This is a genomic window from Trichocoleus sp. FACHB-262, assembly GCF_014696035.1.
Classification (GTDB): domain Bacteria; phylum Cyanobacteriota; class Cyanobacteriia; order FACHB-46; family FACHB-46; genus Trichocoleus.
In genome coordinates this window covers 335,064-349,263 of the sequence record NZ_JACJPK010000017.1, presented here as the reverse complement: position 1 = coordinate 349,263, position 14,200 = coordinate 335,064, and the positions used below count along the sequence as shown (strand labels likewise).

The 14,200-nt window shown below is 50.6% G+C and carries 13 protein-coding genes; 9 read left to right on the top strand and 4 right to left on the bottom strand.

Translation table 11 applies throughout. From position 1 onward, the window contains the following. Positions 1-31: 31 nt before the first annotated feature. The gene (locus H6F68_RS02705; protein WP_190556245.1) at positions 32-1,408 is read left to right on the top strand and encodes a CCA tRNA nucleotidyltransferase; all 1,377 of its coding nucleotides are present in this window, start codon (positions 32-34) and stop codon (positions 1,406-1,408) included. A 246-nt stretch (positions 1,409-1,654) separates the two neighbouring features. Beyond that, positions 1,655-1,837 (top strand): hypothetical protein, encoded by a 183-nt coding sequence (locus H6F68_RS02700; protein ID WP_190431357.1) that lies wholly within the window; start codon positions 1,655-1,657, stop codon positions 1,835-1,837. 97 nt (positions 1,838-1,934) lie between these two features. On the opposite strand, the gene H6F68_RS02695 is transcribed toward H6F68_RS02700, so the two are convergent. Further along, positions 1,935-3,071: an FAD-dependent oxidoreductase gene (locus H6F68_RS02695; RefSeq protein ID WP_190556243.1), complete on the bottom strand. Its 1,137-nt coding sequence runs from the start codon at positions 3,069-3,071 to the stop codon at positions 1,935-1,937. Positions 3,072-3,073: 2 nt separating this feature from the next. On the opposite strand from H6F68_RS02695, the gene H6F68_RS02690 reads away from it, so the two are divergent. From H6F68_RS02690 to H6F68_RS02675, 4 genes are all read left to right on the top strand, one after another. Further along, entirely contained in the window at positions 3,074-4,051 is a 978-nt protein-coding gene (locus tag H6F68_RS02690) for a YaaW family protein (protein ID WP_399312605.1), read from the top strand. A gap of 9 nt (positions 4,052-4,060) precedes the next feature. Then, positions 4,061-5,470, top strand: coding sequence for an O-antigen ligase (locus H6F68_RS02685; RefSeq protein ID WP_242065302.1), 1,410 nt, complete (start codon positions 4,061-4,063; stop codon positions 5,468-5,470). A 33-nt stretch (positions 5,471-5,503) separates the two neighbouring features. Continuing rightward, positions 5,504-6,112: a J domain-containing protein gene (locus H6F68_RS02680; RefSeq protein WP_313930003.1), complete on the top strand. Its 609-nt coding sequence runs from the start codon at positions 5,504-5,506 to the stop codon at positions 6,110-6,112. A 124-nt stretch (positions 6,113-6,236) separates the two neighbouring features. Then, on the top strand, positions 6,237-6,503 hold the full coding sequence (locus H6F68_RS02675; RefSeq protein ID WP_190431359.1) for a DUF3143 domain-containing protein: 267 nt from the start codon (positions 6,237-6,239) through the stop codon (positions 6,501-6,503). A gap of 34 nt (positions 6,504-6,537) precedes the next feature. On the opposite strand, the gene H6F68_RS02670 is transcribed toward H6F68_RS02675, so the two are convergent. The 3 genes from H6F68_RS02670 to lysA all read right to left on the bottom strand — a co-directional run bounded on the left by H6F68_RS02670 (position 6,538) and on the right by lysA (position 9,783). Continuing rightward, positions 6,538-7,287, bottom strand: a complete 750-nt coding sequence (locus H6F68_RS02670; protein ID WP_190431360.1) for an isoprenyl transferase — start codon at positions 7,285-7,287, stop codon at positions 6,538-6,540. Continuing rightward, positions 7,284-8,207 carry a diadenylate cyclase CdaA gene (cdaA, locus tag H6F68_RS02665; RefSeq protein WP_190431361.1) on the bottom strand — a complete coding sequence of 308 codons (924 nt, stop codon included), beginning with the start codon at positions 8,205-8,207 and terminating at the stop codon, positions 7,284-7,286. Before cdaA ends, H6F68_RS02670 begins: the two co-directional genes overlap by 4 nt. Positions 8,208-8,376: 169 nt before the next feature. Then, positions 8,377-9,783 carry a diaminopimelate decarboxylase gene (lysA, locus tag H6F68_RS02660; RefSeq protein ID WP_190556241.1) on the bottom strand — a complete coding sequence of 469 codons (1,407 nt, stop codon included), beginning with the start codon at positions 9,781-9,783 and terminating at the stop codon, positions 8,377-8,379. A gap of 102 nt (positions 9,784-9,885) precedes the next feature. Here lysA and rimI point away from each other — a divergent pair, with 102 nt between their 5' ends. From rimI to H6F68_RS02645, 3 genes are all read left to right on the top strand, one after another. Next, a complete protein-coding gene (rimI, locus tag H6F68_RS02655) occupies positions 9,886-10,500 on the top strand; it encodes a ribosomal protein S18-alanine N-acetyltransferase (RefSeq protein WP_190554125.1) in 615 nt (204 codons plus the stop codon). Between the two features lie 211 nt (positions 10,501-10,711). Beyond that, a complete protein-coding gene (locus H6F68_RS02650) occupies positions 10,712-13,180 on the top strand; it encodes an ATP-dependent Clp protease ATP-binding subunit (RefSeq protein ID WP_190431364.1) in 2,469 nt (822 codons plus the stop codon). A gap of 101 nt (positions 13,181-13,281) precedes the next feature. Continuing rightward, a complete protein-coding gene (locus H6F68_RS02645; RefSeq protein WP_190556239.1) occupies positions 13,282-14,103 on the top strand; it encodes an SDR family oxidoreductase in 822 nt (273 codons plus the stop codon). Positions 14,104-14,200 lie beyond the last annotated feature (97 nt).

Below are 14,200 nucleotides of genomic sequence, written 5' to 3'. Positions count from 1 at the left end.
TTGGCTAGCCGCTCGATTGATTTTTGTTTCCATGTACGCTACTTCTTCAATTTCTTTATCTGTTTTATCGCCTCAAACTTGGCCTTTTGGTTTGCAATGGTTGCCCCAGCCTGCCTATTTGGTGGGAGGTGTGGTGCGTGATGCGTTGCTCGGTCGTCATGCTGACTACCTAGACCTCGACTTTGTCATGCCAGAAAAGGCAGTGGAAACGGCTCAAGCGATCGCGCATCATCACAAGGCTGGCTTTGTTTTATTAGACGCAGAGCGGCAAATTGCCCGGGTGGTGTTTGAGCAAGCCACTGCAGATTTTGCGCAACAAATGGGGTCTAGCCTCGAAATTGACCTCCAACGGCGGGACTTTACGGTGAATGCAATCGCCTACAATCCGCATACCGAAGAGTTGATTGACCCGCTGCAAGGCTTTGTGGATTTGAAGCAAAGCTCGATCCGCATGGTAGCTTCGGAAAACTTGCGCGAAGACCCTCTACGTCTGTTGCGGGCTTATCGCCAAGCAGCTCAGTTGGGCTTTAGCCTAGACGCGGAAACGCGGGCTGTGATTCGTCAGTTTTCTCCTTACTTGAGCCAGGTTGCCGCCGAGCGCATCCAGTCGGAACTCAACTATTTATTTGGCAGCGTTCAGGGAACTCCGTGGTTGACCGCCGCCTGGCAAGATGGCTTGCTCCAAGCTTGGTTTCCTCAAGCCAGTGCTCAAAGTCTGGCTCAAATTGTGGCGATCGATCGCTCAGCGATCAGTTTGGTGGCGGCTTGTCCTAGCTTCAAAGCTGAACTTTATGCCTCCCTACGCCACACAACCAAAGCTAGCCGGAAAGGCACTAAAAATTCATCCAGCGCCACGGGCAACAAATCTGCTAATGGCAACTCTGGTGTTGAGTCGGGAGCTGCTAAAGCCAAGCTTGCAGGCGATCATCGCACTTGGATCACGGTGGCTAAGCTAGCTAGTTTGCTGTCTCCAGACCTAGCGCAGGCTGAGGTAGAGTTATTGAACTTGAAATACAGCCGAGCCGAGATTCAATCGGCCCTAACTATTATTAAGTTTTTGCCTCAGTTACAAGCAGTTAGCGTCACAGATGTTTTGTCTTGTCGAGAGCAGTATTTTCTGTTTCAATCGGTCGGTCCTGTATTCCCAGCGCTGATGGTGCGGGCTTTAGCTGTAGGTGTACCGATATCAGTGCTGTTAGGCCTGATTGAGCGTTTTCTAACTCCTGACGATCCAGTCGCGCATCCTATGCCTCTTGTCAGTGGTCAAGACCTGATGACGCATTTGAAGCTGGCTGCTGGTCCGCAAATTGGGCAACTTTTAGCTGAGATTCAGTTGGCACGAGCTGAGGGACTAATCACTACTCCAGCCAATGCCCTAGAATTGGCTGCCAAAATGGCCAAACTATAACTCTGATTGGCTTTGAAAGCTTGGCCTTTTTCGGTCAACAGCTTTGCCAACTGCTCTATCAACCGCAATTCAGCTAAAATTAAAGGCTGAGCTGTTTGGGTGAGAGTCACAGATTAGGTTAGAGTAAACATCTGACCGATTTTTTTAGGCGTTCTGGTTTTTAGATCGCTGGCTTGAGATCGCTTCTCGCAGAAGTTTGGAAAAGCGATCGCTTTTCGCGTGGCAGATAGATTCAAAGAGGTAAACATGGCTAAACGCCGCAACTTAAAGAAAGAAAAAGCTCTCCGTAATGAAGCTTACGCTCGCAAATTCCGTAAGCGCACCAACAAAGGCCGCTTTGGCAAGAGACGCTTCGGTAATGACAACCGGGCTGAAGAAACTGAAACAGATCAAGAGGGTGCAAGAGACGGCGCTGAAGCGACAGACTAGTCTCCCAGGGTTTCCCATTGAGATGCAGTCAAGCTTGCTAACGGCCTAAGTATGAAAGGTAATAGCAAGAAATTCCGGGTCATTGCTTGAATTTGCTTCAGCCCGTGGAATCGACAGAGTGACTGGGAATGGTATGCCAAAAGCTGGTTTCTGGCAGGGGTAGATTCCGAAGCTGACGATTAATTTCGGCTGCTGCTGCCAGTCCAGATTCTAAAGCGCTTTCAATCTGCCCCCCCCCACACCAATCGCCACTACAAACGAGTGGTAAAGCGTCTGGAGCGGATAGGAAAGGAGCGGGCCAAAATTGATCAGGAAAGGCATAGCGCCAGCGGTGAACTTGTAACCAGTCAGGGGCGTCGAGCCAAGAGAAGAGAACTTGGGCGGCATAGTCTAAGAGTTGACACCCTACCTCTGGTAAATCAGAAGTTTCTAAGTTTTTTTGAGCGAAGGCAGCACTACTTTGGATGACAAAAGTGGGCGGCTGTGGTTCTGAGACTTGACTGGGGCGCTTACTGTTCTCCAGGCTAATCCAATCAATTATCGAATCACCAGGACAGGTGACAGCTTGCCAGGGTGGAGCGTGGCTGGCTAAATCAGCTTGCCGATCGCGAGCATAACCTGCGATCGCAGTGATGCAAGGATGATATTGGACCGCGCGTAGAGTTTTGAAGAACTTATCAGCAGGTATTATCTGTTCCAAAGGCTTGAGCAAAGTCAGGGCTTGCGGGGCAGGAATCGCTACAACCACTGCCTGAGCAGCCAACATTGTGGGAGTTGCAGCAGGATCACTGGGGTTTGCCAAAGTCAGTTGCCAAGTATTTTCTGGGGGCAAGGCGATCGCTTCTACTCGCTGGCTCCGCTGAATGTCTAATCCAGTCGCTAAGAATTTGGCGATCGCGCTCATTCCTGCGGGAGCTGTATAACGAGGATAGATGTCTTGAGGTTGCGGTGCATGCAGGTGGCGATCGCTCCCTAGTTCATAAACAGTATCTGTCCAAGTTCTCAGAATTTGGTTTTCGCACAAAACTGGAATGAGTTGGGCCAGATGCTCTCCTTGGGCACTGAGATGGCGGGCTCCATAATCTGCGCAAGTGTCCTGCACCCGACGAGTGGCAATGCGGCCACCTAACCCCCGCGACTTTTCTACTACGACAACGCGATAGCCCCATTGCCGCAACTGCTGAGCGCAACTAATGCCTGCAATGCCAGCTCCAACCACAGCAACATCAAACACGAATGTTGAGTCTCCTAGAGAATTTGCATCGGGCCAATAGCGAACAAGCCAACAGCGAACAGCCAATCGCTAAGAGTAGAATATGGGACAGCGGGGTTAACAGTGCAGTTGTGGAGGAATTTATGGCGGACGAGCTAAGAGCAGCCTTGGAGTTAGCGACTGAAGAAGAATTAGGTGAGCTAACTGAGATTTTGTTTCGCCGTAAGTTTAACCCAATTGACTATCTATATACCCCGGACCCGATGGATGTGCAAAGCCAAGGGCGACAAGCTTGGCTAGATGCCTTAGAGCAACGCTTTCGGTTCTTAGCGGCAGATGGCATGACAGTGCTGCAAGGTCATGCCGATCGCATCACTTATCGCCAATGTTTAATTCAAGTTTGCCGCTACCTCAGAATTCCTTACTCCGAAGAATTGTCCACCACTGACTTAGAAGCGGAAGTGTTTCTCAATCTGCTGAGTCGTGCCTGGAAACAACTATCGACCAAAGAAAAAGGAGCTTTGACGCTGCGGGTACAACAATCGCTAGCTCGCTCTGAAATTCGAGATCAGCTACCTCTGGCAGTGCAGCAAGATCCAATGGGATTGCTGGTCAAGGGGGGTAGTGCTTTGGCGATTAGCTCAATTGTGCGTCCCATGTTGATGCAATTGATCGCAAAACAGTTTGCCTACCACTTTGCAACTTACCAAGTAGCCCAGCAAGCGATTGCGAAAGGTGGCGCTGTGGCAGCCGCTCAATTTGAAAGTTATGTAGCGCTACAAACCGCAAAACAAGGGATGGCTCTCAGTGCGGCTCGCTATGGCGTGACTCGCAGCGTTTTGGCTTTTGTGGGGCCAGCGATGTGGGCTTTGTTTTTTGCCGATTTAGGCTGGCGGGCGATCGCAACTAACTATGGTCGGGTGATTCCCACAGTGTTTGCTTTGGCGCAAATTCGCTTGACTCGCGCCGATTGCCTTGAAGCGGCTTGGGAACCAGTGTAGGAAGCAACCTTGAACAAGTTATTCCACTTACAGACCCATCCGCAACGGCATCTGCAAATGCCTTGGCACTGGGTTCAAATTGGTTTGCTCCTGTTTCCTTTTAGCCCTTTGTTGGGTGGCTTGAGCTTGTTGGGAGCCGCGATCGCTACCTGGATTAAGCAAGCTACTTGGATCAAACGCCGTCCTTTCAATTGGGGTTTGGCGGTTCTGAGTTTGTGGTTTGTGGTGGCAGGAATTTTTGCTTACGATCGCACTGCGGCACTCTTGGGCTTGGCTAACTTCTTACCGCTATTCTTTTTGTTTACAGCCCTTAGTACGCTGATTCAAACGCCTGCTCAACTACGACAGCTCGCTTGGGTCTTGGTTTTAACTTCCGTGCCCGTGGTCATTATTGGTTTGGGTCAGCAGTTTTGGGGCTGGGCAGGACATTTACGTTTGCTGGGAATTATTGTCGATCTGGGTGTGGAACGAGGCGGCAATCCTTTGGGTCGCATGTCTTCGATTTTTGCCTATGCCAATGTCTTAGCTAATTACTTGGTGATTGCGTTTATTTTGGCAATTGGACTGTGGATCGATGCGTTTCCAAGCCGTAGGAGCCAGTCGCAATCAATTGCGGAACCTGCGATCGCGGCACTATCCGAGGAGCCCTATCCTGCCCTAAACGCTTCCACTTCATTGAATAGTGCTTGGGGGCGTTGGTGCTTTTTAGCTGCCGTCGTGCTGGGAAATGCGATCGCGCTACTCCTCACGAACTCCCGCAATGCTTGGGTCTTAGCAGGCTTGGCTTGCCTAACTTACGCTTTATATATCGGTTGGCGCTGGCTAGTAATTGCGGTTGGTATAGCTGTTGCTGGCATTGGCGGAGCAGCTTTTGGCCCTGCGGTCATCAAGGCTCCACTCAGGCTGATTGTTCCAGCGTTTCTCTGGGCAAGACTGTCGGATGAGTTGTATCCCAATCGCCCTGTCGCCACCCTCCGGGCAACCCAATGGCAGTTTGCTTGGTCTCTAGCCGAGCAGCGGCCTTTCACAGGTTGGGGCTTACGCAACTTTACCCCGCTGTATCAAGCCAAGTGGCAAGTCTTTATGGGCCATCCTCACAGTTTGCCGTTGATGTTGATGGCAGAGACAGGGGTGTTCGCGACCTTGCTACTGGTGGGATTAGTGGGCTGGATGGTGTATCGTGGCGTGCGGTTGTTCCTGTCTTGGAATCCTGCCTCAGATCCTTTGCAGCAAAGCGATCGCCTGATTTTATTTACCTATTTAGTAGCGTTCTTAGCTTGCAGCTTATTCAACTTATTTGATGTCACTCTGTTTGATATCCGCATCAATGTTTTAGGCTGGTTGCTGTTAGCCGCCATTTGTGGCTTAGTAGAGCGACAGCAAGCTGGAGCTAGGAATTTTAGCGAGGAACCTGGTTAGAATAATCAAAAGCTAGGTAGGGTGGGAACTCGCGTGACTCAAGATGGAGCAACGCCAAATCAGGTGAATCAAGGGTCGCCATTGCCAAAAACTGCGGCTCCTAATTACTACGCCCTGCTAGGATTGCATCCTTCCGCATCACCGCAACAAATCCGGCGAGCTTATCGCGATTTGAGCAAACAATTGCATCCCGATACCACTACGTTGCCTCCAGCGATCGCCACAGCAAAGTTTCAGCAACTCAATGAAGCCTATGCTACTGTCAGTAATCCGGAGCGTCGTGTTGCTTACGACCTTAAAATTGGCTATTCCCGTTTGCATGTGATGCAAGCCCCAGCGGACCTTAACCGTTCTGTCTCGCAATCTCGGCGCTATTCTTCCTCTGCCTATTTAGACCCTACCGATCGGCCCCTGTCACCTGGAGAAATCTTTGCTTTATTTATCTTGGGTGTCACGTTTGTAGCTTGCTTGGTGCTAGCGATCGCGATTGGTCTAACGAGAGGCGATATTGCCTTTCATCCTTTGCAATTGCAGAGTCAGAGTGCTCCTAGTGAGCAAATTCAGACAGCGAGATCAGAACTGGCTGCTCCATCTGCTAAGGTTTTAGATTCTGATGCCAATCAAAAAAATGCTCAGTTGTAGGAGTGAACGGCTATTTGCCCCTACGAGGATCTACAAATCCGATTTAGAGAATTGGTAGTATTCCTGAGTTGCTTCTTGAGGCTCGTTCTGTGCACAATTTTGGTCTACGCAATCTTTGAGATTTATGACGCTACCTTCTAGTGACACTCCCCTCTATAACCACTCCCTACCAGACCTTGAAACTTGGTTAACTGAACAAGGTTGCGAACAAGACCCAGCAGAACTTCACTGCTGGCGTATAGCAAAACCCGCATGGAAAGCCGAGTTGTATCTAGATGTAGACCAACTGACAGTCCGTTATCTGGAAGTGGGAGGGGAGGCGATTCAGCGCTCCTTTAAATATTTGCTCAGCCGCCAAGATGTGGAAGATGCCATTTTCTCTGGGCCTTAGTTAACCCATAAGTTTATTTGATTCACCTCACGGCTTAGAGCTTGCCAAAGCGACGATGCCGTTGTTGATAAGCGCATAAAGCTTGGTGGAACTCGGCGCGATCGAAGTCAGGCCAGAGCGTATCTGTCACATAAAGCTCGGAATAAGCCATTTGCCAAAGCAAAAAATTGCTCAGTCGCATTTCGCCACTGGTCCGAATTAGTAAGTCAGGATCGCCCACGCCTGCGGTATAGAGATGCCGCTCAAACACTGCCTCATCAATATCTTCTGGCTGCAAGTGTCCCTGCTGGACTTGAGTGGCGATCGCTCGACAAGCTTGCAAAATTTCTTGCCGCCCTCCATAGTTGGTGGCAACCGTAAAGTGAATGCCAGAATTATTCCGAGTTTCAGCCATAGAGCGCTCAATCTCGGCTCGCAGAGATTGGGGTAGCGCGTCCAAATTACCCACAAAAGTAATGCGGACATTTTCTCGCATCATTTCCCGGAGTTCTTGCCGTAACACCCGCTCGAACAGTGTCATCAAGAAGTCAACTTCTTCAAACGGTCGCCCCCAATTTTCTGTAGAAAAGGCATAGGCCGTTAGAGCTTGAACTCCCCAATCGCGACAGCAGCGCAACAGATCCTTAAGCGCGTCTACTCCTCGGCGGTGGCCCATGATCCGAGGTAGACCTTGGCGCTTAGCCCAGCGACCATTGCCATCCATGATTACAGCTACATGCTTAGGCAGCCGCTCTCGATCTAGATCAGCAGGCAGATCTTGTAAGATGGTTGGCTTTGCAGTCATTTTTTTTCCCGAGAGGCCGAAGAGGGCAAACGAAGTAAACGTGAAATGAGTGCCAATCCTTGAGACCCAATTTGACGACCAAAGTTGCGTAAATCTGAGGCAACTGCTTCGCGGTCAACGGATGGGGAGAAGCTTGCTTCTAAGAGTTCTTTCAGTTTACTGCTGGTCAGGGGCCGATTGAGTGTTCCCCTTTCTGCTAGGGAAATCGACCCTGTTTCTTCAGATACAACAATACACATACAATTTTCGATTCGCTCAGTGATTCCCATCGCGGCTCGGTGGCGTGTGCCTAATTGCCGGGAAGCAGTACGCTCTGAGATGGGTAAAATGACGCCAGCAGCCATGATGCGGGAAGCTCGGATTAAAACCGCACCATCATGAAGTAGGGTAGTGGGTTGGAATAAGGTCTGGATGAGTTCTTTAGAAACTTCAGCGTTCAACCTCACGCCTGGCACCGAAAAATCGCGCTCATCAATCGGAGCACTGGTTTCTAAAATCAATAGCGCTCCGATGCGGTTTTGCGAAAGTTCTTTGACTGCATCGACAATCTCATCAATGACATTGTCAGGTTTGGGAATAGCGCGGCGTGAAGGTTGAAACAATTGCAGAATTTCACCCCGCCCCAACTGCTCTAGAAAGCGGCGAAACTCTGCTTGCAAGATAAAGGCCATTGAGACAGCGGAGCCAATCACCAAACTGTTCAAGACAAAACTCAAGAGTTTGAGCTTCAAGTTGGTGCTGACGGCTGCGGCTAGCATTAGGATAATGAATCCCCGTACCATCCAGAGTGTCCGGCGCTCACCAATAATGATGAGCACCATATACGTCAGGAGTAGCACCAGTCCAATATCAATAATTTGAAGCAGCAAAGACTGAGTCCAACCTGGATCAGCCAGCCATCGCTTCCACAATTGTCCCATCAGAACCTGAATTACGCTTGCGCCTCAACGGGGACAACTGAGAGGCTGTGCAGCCTTCTAGCCTCCCAGTTGCCAGTCAAGAATATTTCGGTTAAGCCTTGTGCAAGTCACTGCATGGCCACCTGATCGTGAAGAAACTAGCAAGCTAGCTCTAAATCAGGTTGGCGGGTTAGGCCGTTAATCCGCTCAGGCGCTCTGGTAGGCGATCCTGTCGAATTAGATCTTGGTAAGTTTCCCGCTGCAGGATCAGGTTGGCTTCTCCAGCTCTAACTAAAACTGCTGCCGGGCGAGGCAACCGATTGTAGTTAGAAGCCATGCTGTAATTGTAGGCTCCTGTGCCCATTACGACGAGAGTATCGCCGGGTTCCGTTTGGGGCAGACTGGCTTCTTTGATCAAGATATCGCCGGATTCACAATGCTTGCCCGCGATCGCCACTGTCTCAGACATGGCTGCTGACATTTTGTTCGCAACCACGGCCCGATAGACAGACTGGTAGGTGATCGGTCTGGGGTTGTCAGACATGCCACCATCGACCGTGACATAGGTGCGAATATCAGGCACAGTCTTCTGGCTACCCATCGTGTAGGCCGTAATGCAAGTTGGGCCTACCAGCGATCGCCCTGGTTCGGAAAGGAGTTTGGGTAGGGCGATATTTTGGGCTTGGCAAGCTGCCGCGATCGCCTCACTGATCACCTTTACCCAAGCGTCAATACTGGGAGGGTCATCGGATTCGGTGTAGCGAATCCCTAAACCACCGCCAATATTGAGCTCTTGAATGGAGAGACCATATCCTGCGGCTTTGCTCAGCCACTGTACCATCACCCCTGCCAAGTCTTGGTGAGGTTGCAGCTCAAAAATTTGGGAACCGATATGAGCATGCAAGCCAGCGCAATTTAATGTGCGTTGCTGACTAACGAAGGTAAAGACTTCATCCAGTTGATTGGGATCAAAGCCGAACTTGCTGTCTAAGTGCCCAGTGCGAATGTATTCATGGGTGTGGCACTCAATCCCAGGAGTCAAGCGCAACAAAATCCGGATGGGTTTTTCTCTGGCAGGCATCCTAGCTAGGGTTTGCAACTCCAGCCAGTTATCGACCACAATGTTGCAACCCGATTCCACCGCAAACTCAAGTTCTGCAACTGATTTGTTATTGCCGTGAAAATAGAGCTTGTCGGGGCTAACTCTTGCTTGCAGTGCTGTGTAAAGCTCGCCGCCAGAAACGACATCAATGCCTAATCCTTCACTGGCCGCGATTGCGCAGATGGCTAGACAACTCCAAGCTTTGGAGGCATAAAGAACCTGAGATTCGCCGGGGTAATATTGCTTAAAAGCATCACAGTATTGGCGGCAGGTTGTGCGTAGCGTTTCTTCATCCACAACGTACAGTGGCGAACCAAACTGCTGCACCAACTCCGTAACGTCACAACCCCCAACTTCCAAGTGATCCTGCCCATTGACTTGAGCGGTCAGGGGCAAAAGGAATTGGTTTGGGGATCGGGTTGCCGCAGCATCTCCAGGGGCAGGTAAATACTGACGGCCAGAGTTCTGAACCTCCACAGAGTAAGTCGATACCATTGCGTAATAGTTGTCCTTGGTTAGTTGACAGGCGTGAGTGCGTCTTGTTTCTCAGTGTACAATTGAGGGCTGTGCATCCAGAGCTTTCGACCCAGACTTCTCGTGAATTTCCTGGATCTCCAATCATTAACTCCAGAATTGTTGCCCGCCACTCTAGTCCTCGATCAGTTGTGTTTCGGGGGCCTATGGACTTTGGAGGGTTATCGAAGAGAACTAGAGAGCCCAAACAGTGAATTATTAGTCCTGCAAACCAGCCAAGCTCACCAAACTTTAGAGAAACAGCCTATAGAGCCTATAGAACTGGGGTCTAAAGATGATCCTGCTGCTCCACTAGTTGGTTTGGGGTGCTTTTGGGCGATCGTCGATGAAGCTCACATCACCATCGTAGCGGTGCATCCTAACTACCAAGCTCAAGGATTGGGCCAAACTCTCTTGTATGCGCTCCTTAAAAAAGCGCGACAGCGGGGTTTAGAGCGGGCCACTCTAGAAGTTCGCGCCTCTAATCAACCTGCATTGTTACTTTATGAGAAGTTTGGCTTCCAAGAAGCGGGGCGGCGACGGCGTTATTACGAAGAAACCGGGGAAGATGCCTTGATTTTGTGGCGTGGTGGGCTACAATCACCTGAGTTTGGTCAAGCACTTATAGATTGGCAAGATCAGGTTCAGGCTCGGCTACACCAAGCAGGTTGGCACTTGCCGGAACTGGACAATCCCTGAGCTTGGAGAACTTGGGGCTTACCCCTTGACTTTGCAACAAATCTTTGTCGAAAATCTCCCTTCGGAAGTAAATATTCAAAAACTTCAGCGATCGCCACCTTGAATTGGGATCGCTCGGTCTGTATTGCTGCTATCTTGCGGATGATAGCAGCAAAATTTCCCTATGCTAAAATCAGCGTACCGGCAACGCAGCAGGTGATGGATACACGCCATGTTTGAACGCTTTACAGAGAAAGCCATTAAGGTAATTATGTTGGCCCAAGAAGAGGCTCGCCGCCTTGGGCACAACTTTGTAGGTACAGAACAGATCCTCCTGGGTCTAATTGGAGAAGGGACCGGCGTCGCCGCCAAAGTACTGAAGTCTATGGGTGTCAATCTCAAAGACGCTCGGATTGAAGTAGAAAAAATCATTGGTCGAGGTTCTGGCTTCGTTGCTGTAGAAATTCCGTTCACTCCTCGCGCCAAACGTGTCTTGGAACTGTCCTTGGAAGAAGCTCGGCAGTTGGGACACAACTACATTGGCACCGAACACCTGCTCTTAGGTCTGATTCGGGAGGGCGAAGGCGTTGCAGCTAGAGTGCTGGAAAATCTTGGAGTTGACCTCTCCAAGGTACGGACTCAAGTCATTCGCATGTTGGGTGAAACCGCAGAAGTTTCAACCACGCCAGGGGGCGGTCGGACGAAGACTCCTACCCTGGATGAATTTGGCTCTAACCTGACCCAAATGGCAGCGGAAGGAAAGCTCGATCCCGTCGTGGGTCGTCAGAAAGAGATTGAGCGCGTCATCCAAATCTTGGGTCGTCGGACCAAAAACAACCCAGTCTTGATTGGGGAGCCAGGGGTCGGTAAGACGGCGATCGCCGAAGGTTTGGCCCAGCGCATCGCTAACAACGATATTCCAGACATTCTGGAAGACAAGCGCGTGGTCACACTCGATATTGGTTTGCTGGTAGCAGGCACCAAGTATCGAGGTGAGTTTGAAGAACGCTTGAAGAAAATCATGGATGAAATCCGTTCTGCCGGAAATGTCATCCTGGTAATCGATGAAGTTCACACCTTGATTGGTGCAGGGGCGGCTGAAGGCGCGATCGACGCAGCCAACATCCTCAAGCCTGCCTTAGCCAGAGGTGAGCTGCAATGTATTGGTGCTACCACCTTGGATGAATACCGCAAGCACATTGAGCGGGATGCTGCGCTAGAGCGTCGCTTCCAGCCTGTGATGGTGGGTGAACCCAGCGTGGATGAAACCATCGAAATCCTACGCGGTTTGCGTGAGCGCTACGAACAGCACCATAAGCTAAAAATTTCTGATGCTGCCTTAGACGCTGCGGCTAAGCTGTCGGATCGCTACATTTCCGATCGCTTCCTGCCTGACAAGGCAATTGACTTGATTGATGAAGCGGGCTCTCGGGTTCGTTTACTTAACTCGCAATTACCTCCTGCTGCTAAAGAACTCGATAAGGAACTTCGTCAAGTTCTGAAAGAGAAAGATGATGCAGTGCGGGCACAGGACTTTGATCGGGCGGGTGAGTTGCGCGATCGCGAAATGGAAATCAAAACTGAAATCCGGTCGATCGCTCAAACCAAGAAGGCTGAACCTGGCAATGAAGATGCTTCTCCAATGGTGGATGAAGAAGACATTGCTCATATCGTGGCTTCTTGGACAGGTGTCCCTGTGAACAAGCTCACCGAGTCTGAGTCTGAAAAGCTGCTCCACATGGAAGACACCTTGCATGGGCGCTTAATTGGACAGGACGAAGCGGTTAAGGCTGTGTCTCGTGCCATTCGTCGAGCACGAGTTGGCTTGAAGAACCCCAACCGCCCGATCGCTAGCTTTATCTTCTCTGGTCCTACCGGGGTTGGTAAGACTGAGTTGACCAAGTCGTTGGCAGCTTACTTCTTTGGTTCCGAAGATGCCATGATCCGTCTTGACATGTCGGAATACATGGAGCGCCATACCGTTTCCAAGCTGATCGGTTCGCCTCCGGGCTACGTTGGCTATAACGAAGGCGGTCAGTTGACTGAAGCAGTGCGTCGTCGGCCTTACACAGTGGTGCTGTTCGATGAAATCGAGAAAGCCCACCCCGATGTGTTCAACATGCTGTTGCAAATCTTGGAAGATGGTCGCCTGACCGATGCCAAGGGCCGCACAGTAGACTTCAAGAACACGCTGCTGATTATGACCTCCAACATCGGTTCTAAGGTAATTGAGAAGGGTGGCGGTGGTCTCGGCTTTGAGTTCTCGGCAGAGAGCCAGGCTGATTCTCAGTACAACCGCATCCGCTCTCTGGTTAACGAAGAGCTGAAGCAGTACTTCCGCCCAGAATTCCTCAACCGTCTTGACGAGATTATTGTCTTCCGTCAACTGACGAAGGACGAGGTTAAGGAAATCGCCGACATCATGTTGAACGAGGTCTTCCGCCGCCTCGGCGAGCAAGGCATTACGCTGGAAGTCACTGAGCGGTTCAAGGATCGGTTAGTGGAAGAAGGCTACAACCCCAGCTATGGTGCTAGACCGTTACGTCGAGCCATCATGCGGTTGTTAGAAGATAGCCTCGCTGAAGAAATCCTCTCTGGCCGAATCCAGGATGGCGACACCGCCGTTATGGATGTGGATGAGGGGCAGGTGAAGGTGCTGAAAGGTGAGAAGCGCGAGCTACTGCCTCAAGCGGCTGAATAGCCTTTAGTTCCGAGAGATAACTGACTAATAATTAAGCGGTAGAGCGTCAAATCCTCTACCGTTTTTTTGTTTTTGCTGAAGGAAGAAGATAAGGAGGTTCTGTGAAAGTTGCAATTATTGGCTGTGGGTATGTCGGGATGGCAACCGCTCGACATTGGCAGCAAGCGGGCTGGACTGTCACGGCTACCACAACCAGCGTGCCGCGTTTGTCAGAACTGGAGGCGATCGCAGACCATGCCGTTTTAGCCCAAGGCAATGATGAAACCTCACTAGCTGAGGCTTTGGCGGATCAACAAGTCGTGCTGCTGAGTGTGGGGGCGCGTACCCCTAACAGCTATGAAGAAACTTATCTGCACACCGCCAAAACTTTAGTTAAGGTTCTCGCTCAAACGCCGAGTGTGCAGCAACTCATTTACACAGGGAGCTATGCCGTTTATGGTGACCAGCAGGGCAATTGGGTAGATGAAACCTCACCCGTTAAACCTGCCAACCGCAACGGTGAAATCTTGGCGGAGACTGAACAGGTATTGCTCAACGCTGCGAATTCTCAACTCAAGGTTTGTGTACTGCGACTAGGCGGTATTTATGGGCCAGGACGAGAACTCCAGCGAATTTTTGGGCGAGCGGCGGGCACGACTCGACCGGGCACAGGGGCAGAGCCGAGTAATTGGATTCACCTAGATGACATCGTGGGCGCGATCGCCTTTGCCCAAGCACACCAACTCCAGGGAATTTATAATCTGGTGCAAGAAGTGACGCTAACCAGTCGAGAACTGATTGAGCAGGTGTGTCAGCGCTACAATCTAGCTCCTGTAACTTGGGACGAATCGCAACCCAGTGCTCGCTCCTACAATGCGAAGGTATCTAACCAAAAGCTCAAAACTGCGGGATACCAATTCATCTATCCTGAATTGCAAGTGTAAGGCGATCGCTGGTTTAACCCTGCTTATTTCTACAAAGAAGGCGATCGGTTTAGCACTCATTCCGATAGAGTGCTAAATTCTAGTTGGAAGCGTAGGG

Coding starts and splice junctions, on each gene's coding strand:
- H6F68_RS02705 (WP_190556245.1), top strand. CDS start 32: ATGTACGCTACTTCTTCAATTTCTTTATCTGTTTTATCGCCTCAAACT.
- H6F68_RS02700 (WP_190431357.1), top strand. CDS start 1,655: ATGGCTAAACGCCGCAACTTAAAGAAAGAAAAAGCTCTCCGTAATGAA.
- H6F68_RS02690 (WP_399312605.1), top strand. CDS start 3,074: ATGTTGAGTCTCCTAGAGAATTTGCATCGGGCCAATAGCGAACAAGCC.
- H6F68_RS02675 (WP_190431359.1), top strand. CDS start 6,237: ATGACGCTACCTTCTAGTGACACTCCCCTCTATAACCACTCCCTACCA.
- H6F68_RS02670 (WP_190431360.1), bottom strand. CDS start 7,287: ATGACTGCAAAGCCAACCATCTTACAAGATCTGCCTGCTGATCTAGAT.
- cdaA (WP_190431361.1), bottom strand. CDS start 8,207: ATGGGACAATTGTGGAAGCGATGGCTGGCTGATCCAGGTTGGACTCAG.
- lysA (WP_190556241.1), bottom strand. CDS start 9,783: ATGGTATCGACTTACTCTGTGGAGGTTCAGAACTCTGGCCGTCAGTAT.
- H6F68_RS02650 (WP_190431364.1), top strand. CDS start 10,712: ATGTTTGAACGCTTTACAGAGAAAGCCATTAAGGTAATTATGTTGGCC.